Genomic DNA, 6,009 nt, shown 5'->3' on the forward strand with positions numbered 1-6,009 from the left:
AAAGCCGTGAATCAGGACCATCTGGACAGCGAACCCCCCAGTCACACGTCGCCCCACCCCCCCAAGGAGGCCCCATGCCCCACACCCATCTGAACGCGGGAGGCGGCCCGTGCTGACCTACTACCGCTCCATCGGCGGCAAACTGACCGTCACCGACCACTACATGGACGGCTGCTGGATCGACGCTGCCGCCCCCACCACTGAGGAACTTGCCCGCGTGAGCCGCGAAACGGGCCTGGAACTCGACTATCTCAAGTATCCGCTCGACCCCGACGAACGCTCGCGCTTCGAGCGCGAAGACGGGCAACTGCTGATCATCATGCAGACGAGCTACCGCCTCGCTGAAGACAGCGACATTCCCTACGACACGGTGCCGCTGGGGATTTTGCACACCGACCACTGCCTTGTCACGGTCTGCTCGCTCGAAGAAAACCCGGTCGTCAAGGACGTGGTGAGCGGGCTGGTGCGCCGGGTCAGCACGGTCAAGAAAAACCGCCTGACGTTGCAACTGTTTCTCCGCAACGCCCAGCGGTTTCTGATCGACGTGCGCCAGATCAACAAACGGGTGGACGCCATCGAAGACAAGATGGAAAACGCCACCCGCAACCGCGAACTGCTCGACCTGCTCAAGCTCGAAAAGAGTCTGGTGTACTTCATCACCGGCCTCAAGGCCAACGAGGCGATGATGGAACGGGTCAAGCGCGACCGCATCTTCGAGATGTACGAGGAAGACTCCGAGCTGCTCGACGACGTGCTGATCGAGAACTTGCAGGCCATCGAAATGGCGTCTATCGCCAGCAACATCTTGACCAGCATGGCCGGGGCCTTTGCCAGCGTCATCAACAACAACGTCAACCAGGTGGTCAAAGTGCTGACCGTGACGACCATTCTGGTGGCGATTCCGACCCTCGTGAGCGGCTTTTTCGGCATGAACGTGGAGGGCTTGCCCTTCAGCGACAGTCCCTACGGTTTCTGGCTGGTCATGACGGTGGCGATGGGCATCGCGTCGCTGCTCGCCTTTCTCTTTTACCGCTGGAAAGTGTTTTAGCCCGCTGCTGATACACTCGCGCCCAGGCCCTGGAGAAGAAACTCTGGCCCAGGAGGTCATATGAACATTGCTCAGGACAAGGTTGTAGAACTCGATTACCAGCTCACCGTGCGCGGCGAAGTCCTCGACCACAGCGAACCCGGCGAGCCGCTGACCTACCTGCACGGCCACGGTCTGATTATTCCGGGCCTGGAACGCGCCCTGGACGGCAAGCAGCCCGGCGACGACTTTGAAGTCATCGTGCCCCCCGAAGACGGCTACGGCGAGCGCAACGACGAAGCCATCGAGGAACTCGACCGCGCCGACTTCGACGACGACGTGGAAGAAGGCGAAACCTACTACATGCAGGCCGCCGACGGCACGCCCTACCCCTTTACCGTCGTGTCGGTTAATGGCGACAAGGTCCGCGCCGACTTCAACCCCCCGCTGGCCGGGGAAACGCTGCACTTCAAGGTCAAGGTGCTCGCCGTGCGCGACGCCACCGCGCAGGAGCTCGAGCAGGGCTACGCCGGCGAAGAAGGCGAAGACGGGCAGTAAGCCACGACACCCGAGGAAAGCCCGTTGCCGAGGAAGGTGACGGGTTTTTTCATTGCCTTACCGCTTGATGGGCCGCGTTCCCAACCCTTTCAGCACTGGCTTTTGCGTAACCGGCCCATGCCAGTCGAACCGCGCGACAAAGACGCCGCACCGAAAGGCTGAGGCAGCAACCTGGGGTGGGTAGATGGTGGATGGCCCGGCCTTCACCGCGCCCGCTATCCTCTCTCCATGCCAGCCCTGCGCCCCGATATCGACCCCGACGGCCTGCTCGAATACTCGGTGGTCTACACCGACCGCTCGCTCAACCACATGTCCCAGGTGTTCCAGGGGGTCATGCGCGACCTCTCGGCGGACCTGAAAGCGGTGTACCACGCCCACGCCGTCGCCATCATCCCAGGCTCCGGCACCTCGGCGATGGAAGCGGTGGTGGACCAGCTCGCCCAGGGGCAGCACTGCCTGGTCATCCGCAACGGCTGGTTCAGCTACCGCTGGTCGCAAATCGTGGAGATGAGCCACCTGCCGAAGTCGGTCACGGTGCTCAAGGCCCAGGCGCAAGAGGAAGGCAAGGCCCCGCAGTTTGCGCCTTTCCCCATCGAAGAAGCCACTGCCACCATCCGCCGCGAGCGCCCCGCGCTGGTGTTCGCGCCGCACGTGGAAACTTCGGCGGGCATCATCCTGCCCGAGGACTACATCAAGGCGCTGGCCGAGGCCACCCACGAGGTCGGCGGGCTGCTCGTCATCGACTGCATCGCCTCGGGCTGCGTGTGGCTGGATATGCACTCACTCGGCATCGACGTGCTGATTTCCGCGCCGCAAAAAGGCTGGAGCAGCACGCCCTGCGCCGGGCTGGTCATGTTGAGCGAGGCCGCCGCCGCCCGCGTGGAGGCCACCAACTCGGTGAGCTTCACCCTCGACCTGAAAAAGTGGCGCAGCATCATGAAAAGCTATGAGGACGGCGGCTTCGCCTATCACGCGACCCTGCCCACCGATGGGCTGCGGCAATTCCGCGACACCGTGCAGGAAGTAAAGGCGTTTGGCTTTCAGAAAGCGCAGGACGCCCAATGGGAACTCGGCCTGCGGGTGCGCGGCCTGCTCGCGGAAGCGGGCTTTCGCAGCGTGGCGGCTCCCGGCTTCGAGGCGCCCGGCGTGGTGGTCAGCTACACCGACCAGGACGACATCCAGAGCGGCAAGGCTTTCCGTGAGGCCGGGCTGCAAATCGCGTCCGGCGTGCCGCTTCAGGTGGACGAGCCCGCCGGCTTCAAGACCTTCCGCATCGGGCTGTTCGGCCTCGACAAGTTGCAGGACGTCTCCGGCGCGGCGGAGCGCTTCGGGGCCGCGCTGCGTCAGGTCTGCGCCGTGAGCCGTTGAGCGAGGACCGGGCACCCACCCTCGGCGACCTCGCCGACTGGCTGAGTGCCGCGCTGGGGGAGCGGCGTCCTGTACTCCGTCCTAGCAGCGGTCCCATTCATACCCTGGCGCTGGCCCTGGAACCTCATGATGTGCCGCCTGAACTGAGCGCCGACGCGCTGTTTCTCCACCGTTCACGCGGCGTCGGCGAGCGCTGGCCGGGCATCGGCATCGGCCTCCTGGCGGTCCACGACGGCTTCGACCGCCACCTGACCACCGGGCCAAATCTGAGGCTAGCCGCAAAGCTCGGTTGGCAGGACGTGCAGCTCGTCGAGTGGGAGCGGGCGAGCGGACTGCTGGCGACGCCGCCCGAAACGACCTGGGACGCCCTGCACGCCGCGCTGCGGGCCGAACTCGGCGGGGAGGACGCGGCCCTTGCTCCTGAGTCGGCTGCGCGGCCCCGCGTGGCGCTGATGAACGCCATGCGGCCCGAGCTGTTGCAGCGGGCAGCGGCGCAGGGCGTCAGCGTCTACCTCACCGGGCAACTGCGGCCCTCGGCGGTGAAGGCGGCACAGGCGCTCGGCCTCGGCGTCGTGGCGCTCGGTCATCGCCGCAGTGAGTTGTGGGGCCTGCGGCAACTGGCGCGTGAGCTGGAAGCTGCTTTTCCGGGGGTGCGAACCCAGGTGCTCGGCCAGCGCTGAGGCCGCGTCAGGACCCGGTGAGGCGGCGCGCGCTACCCTGCCTCCCCTATGCCGCCCACCCTGTTTTTGCTCGTCGGTCTGCCGGGCGCCGGAAAAACGACCCTCGCCCGCCAACTTGAGCGCGAGCACGCCGCTCTGCGGCTCACCCCCGACGACTGGATGAAACCGCTGTTCGGCGCGGGGGACATGGATGGCAAACGCGCGGTCCTCGAACACGACCTGCTCTGGAGCGTGGCCGAGCGCGTGCTGAGCCTGGGCGTCAACGTCGTTCTCGATTACGGCCTGTGGTCCCCGGACGAGCGCGAACTGTACCGGAACCGCGCTCATGCTCTGGGCGCCCGTGCCGAGCTGCACGTCCTCGACCTGCCCGTCGAGCAGCTCTGGCAGCGGCTCGAAGCCCGCAACGCACTGGCACCGCACCACCCGCAGACCTTCGTGGTGTCGCGTGAGGAACTGCTCGAATGGAACGGCTGGTTTCAGCGTCCCTCAGCCGCCGAGCTTGCCCGTTTCGACCACGCGGAGGTGCGGCACACGGCAGAGGAATACGCGCTCTGAAAGGCAGTTAGGTCAATCCCAGGACCGCGCATCTATCGCGTCTGCCACGTCGTCGGCCATCTTCAGTGTCCGCACGATGACCGGCACCGCCAGCGCCAGCATATTTTTCTCGATACCGCGCGCCCGCTGCGCTTCCCGCACGTCCTGCACGGTCTGCGCGACCACCGGAATAAAGCGCAGGGTGAGCGACACGGCGAGGCTCACCCGCGCCGGATTGACCCCCAGCCGGGCCAGCGGCAGGGCGGCCCGTTCCAGTCCGGCCAGCAGCGCCGAAGTGCGCGTGGTGAGCGTGACCAGCGAGGCGAGCAGAATCATCACCCCGAAGCGCAGGGCGGTGACGACAGCGGTTTCCCAGTTCGTCAGCAGCCCCTGCACGACCAGAAAAAACAGCAGCAGCCCCAGCGCAGGCCGCAGTTGCGCCCAGGTGGTGCGCCACCCCAGACGCGCGACGGCGTAGAGCGCCAGCGTCAGCCCCAGCAGCGCCAGCAGGGGACGCCAGTCATGCAGCATAAACACCAGCACGCCGCACAGCAGCAGCCCCAGCAGCTTGACGCCCGGCGCGGCGCGGTGCAGCGGCGAGTCGCGGGGGACATAAAGACCCAGCGTCATGCGGCTTCCGGTGAGCGGTTCAGGGCCACGTCATCCGCTCCCGGTAGACCCGCAGCGCCTCGGCGGGCGGCGCGTCGGCGATGAGTTCTCCGGCCTCGAACACCAGCACCCGCTCGAAGTCGCGCAGCAAGTCCAGGTCGTGCGTCACCACAATCGCCGTCTGCGGCAACTCGCGGATGGCCGCCGCCACCCGGTTGCGGTTGCGCAGGTCGAGCAAGGTGGTCGGCTCGTCGAACACGACGTACTCGGGCCGCATCACCAGCACGCCCGAAATGGCGAGCAGTTGCTTTTGCCCCCCGCTGAGCAGGTGCGAGGGGTGCTGACGGTATTCCCCCAGGTCGTAGCGTTCCAGCACCTCACCGATGCGGGCTTCCACCTCGGCAGGCGGCAATTTCAGGTTTTTCAGCCCGAAGGCGAGGTCTTCTTCGACCACCGGAAACACGATTTGATGGTCGGGGTTCTGAAAGACGAAGCCGACCTTGCGGCGCACACCTTTAGGGTCTTGCCGGGTGTCGAGCCCATCCACCAGCACCTGCCCGGCGGCAGGCAGCAGCAGCGCATTGAGCAGCCGCGCAAAGGTGCTTTTGCCGCTGCCGTTGCTGCCCACCACGCCTATTCGCCGCTCGCGTAGGGTCAGACTGAGGGGCCGCAGCACGGGCCGCTCGTCGTAGTGGTGCGAAACATGGCGAAGTTCGATCATGCGGGTCCGCTCACCGCGCCGGCTGCACCGCCGGACGCACCCGGATGATGGGATAGCTGCGCTTGACCGTCACCGCCACCAGCGCGGCCAGCACCGACTTGAGCAGGTCACCCGGCAAAAAGGGACCGGCGGCGATGGTGGCTTTGAGGTAACTCATGGGTGCGGAGTAGCTCAGCCAGGCGTTGCCGATGCCGTACATGATGACCACGCTGCTCACGAAGATGATGGCGAAGGCGAGGGCGAAGTTGAGCCGCGCCCAGTTCCGCTCGACGAGCAGGCCAATCACGAAGGCGGCGATGGGCCACGAAATCAGAAAGCCCGCTGTCGGCCCGGCGAACGCGCTGATGCCCCCGCGCCCGCCGACCAGCAGCGGCAGCCCGGCGGCGACCAGCACCAGAAACAGCACCATGCTCAGTGCCCCGCGCCGCGCCCCCAGCACCGCGCCTGCCAGCATCGGCCCCAGTGCCTGCGCCGAAATCGGCACCCCGGTGGCGAGCGTGATGGGCGGAACC

Annotated in this window: 8 protein-coding genes (1 of these 8 cut by a window edge); 5 read left to right on the forward strand and 3 right to left on the reverse strand. The window is 66.3% G+C overall.

The window, feature by feature from the left end:
* The first annotated feature begins 109 nt into the window (after positions 1-109).
* The 5 genes from DR_RS12665 (at position 110) to DR_RS12685 (ending at position 4,188) form a co-directional block, all read left to right on the forward strand.
* Positions 110-1,048 carry a magnesium transporter CorA family protein gene (locus DR_RS12665; protein ID WP_010889088.1) on the forward strand — a complete coding sequence of 313 codons (939 nt, stop codon included), beginning with the start codon at positions 110-112 and terminating at the stop codon, positions 1,046-1,048.
* 60 nt (positions 1,049-1,108) lie between these two features.
* Positions 1,109-1,585: an FKBP-type peptidyl-prolyl cis-trans isomerase gene (locus DR_RS12670; protein WP_010889089.1), complete on the forward strand. Its 477-nt coding sequence runs from the start codon at positions 1,109-1,111 to the stop codon at positions 1,583-1,585.
* Between the two features lie 228 nt (positions 1,586-1,813).
* Positions 1,814-2,953, forward strand: coding sequence for a pyridoxal-phosphate-dependent aminotransferase family protein (locus tag DR_RS12675; RefSeq protein WP_010889090.1), 1,140 nt, complete (start codon positions 1,814-1,816; stop codon positions 2,951-2,953).
* Positions 2,950-3,633, forward strand: a complete 684-nt coding sequence (locus DR_RS12680) for a Nif3-like dinuclear metal center hexameric protein (RefSeq protein ID WP_010889091.1) — start codon at positions 2,950-2,952, stop codon at positions 3,631-3,633. Before DR_RS12675 ends, DR_RS12680 begins: the two co-directional genes overlap by 4 nt.
* Positions 3,634-3,681: 48 nt before the next feature.
* Positions 3,682-4,188, forward strand: a complete 507-nt coding sequence (locus tag DR_RS12685; RefSeq protein WP_010889092.1) for an AAA family ATPase — start codon at positions 3,682-3,684, stop codon at positions 4,186-4,188.
* A gap of 12 nt (positions 4,189-4,200) precedes the next feature.
* Here the strand turns inward: DR_RS12685 and DR_RS12690 are convergent, their stop codons facing one another.
* The 3 genes in view from DR_RS12690 to DR_RS12700 are tightly spaced (at most 19 nt apart) and all read right to left on the reverse strand, a layout consistent with a single transcriptional unit that may run on beyond the window.
* Entirely contained in the window at positions 4,201-4,797 is a 597-nt protein-coding gene (locus tag DR_RS12690) for an energy-coupling factor transporter transmembrane component T family protein (RefSeq protein WP_010889093.1), read from the reverse strand.
* A gap of 19 nt (positions 4,798-4,816) precedes the next feature.
* A complete protein-coding gene (locus DR_RS12695) occupies positions 4,817-5,497 on the reverse strand; it encodes an energy-coupling factor ABC transporter ATP-binding protein (RefSeq protein ID WP_010889094.1) in 681 nt (226 codons plus the stop codon).
* A gap of 10 nt (positions 5,498-5,507) precedes the next feature.
* Positions 5,508-6,009, reverse strand: the 3' portion of a protein-coding gene (locus tag DR_RS12700; protein ID WP_034351039.1) for a biotin transporter BioY. 62 nt of this gene lie beyond the right edge of the window; 502 of the gene's 564 nt are visible here — the last part of the coding sequence; its start codon lies off the right edge, out of view — the gene reads right to left on this strand; the stop codon is at positions 5,508-5,510.

The sequence above is a fragment of the Deinococcus radiodurans R1 = ATCC 13939 = DSM 20539 genome (genome assembly GCF_000008565.1).
Lineage (GTDB): Bacteria > Deinococcota > Deinococci > Deinococcales > Deinococcaceae > Deinococcus > Deinococcus radiodurans.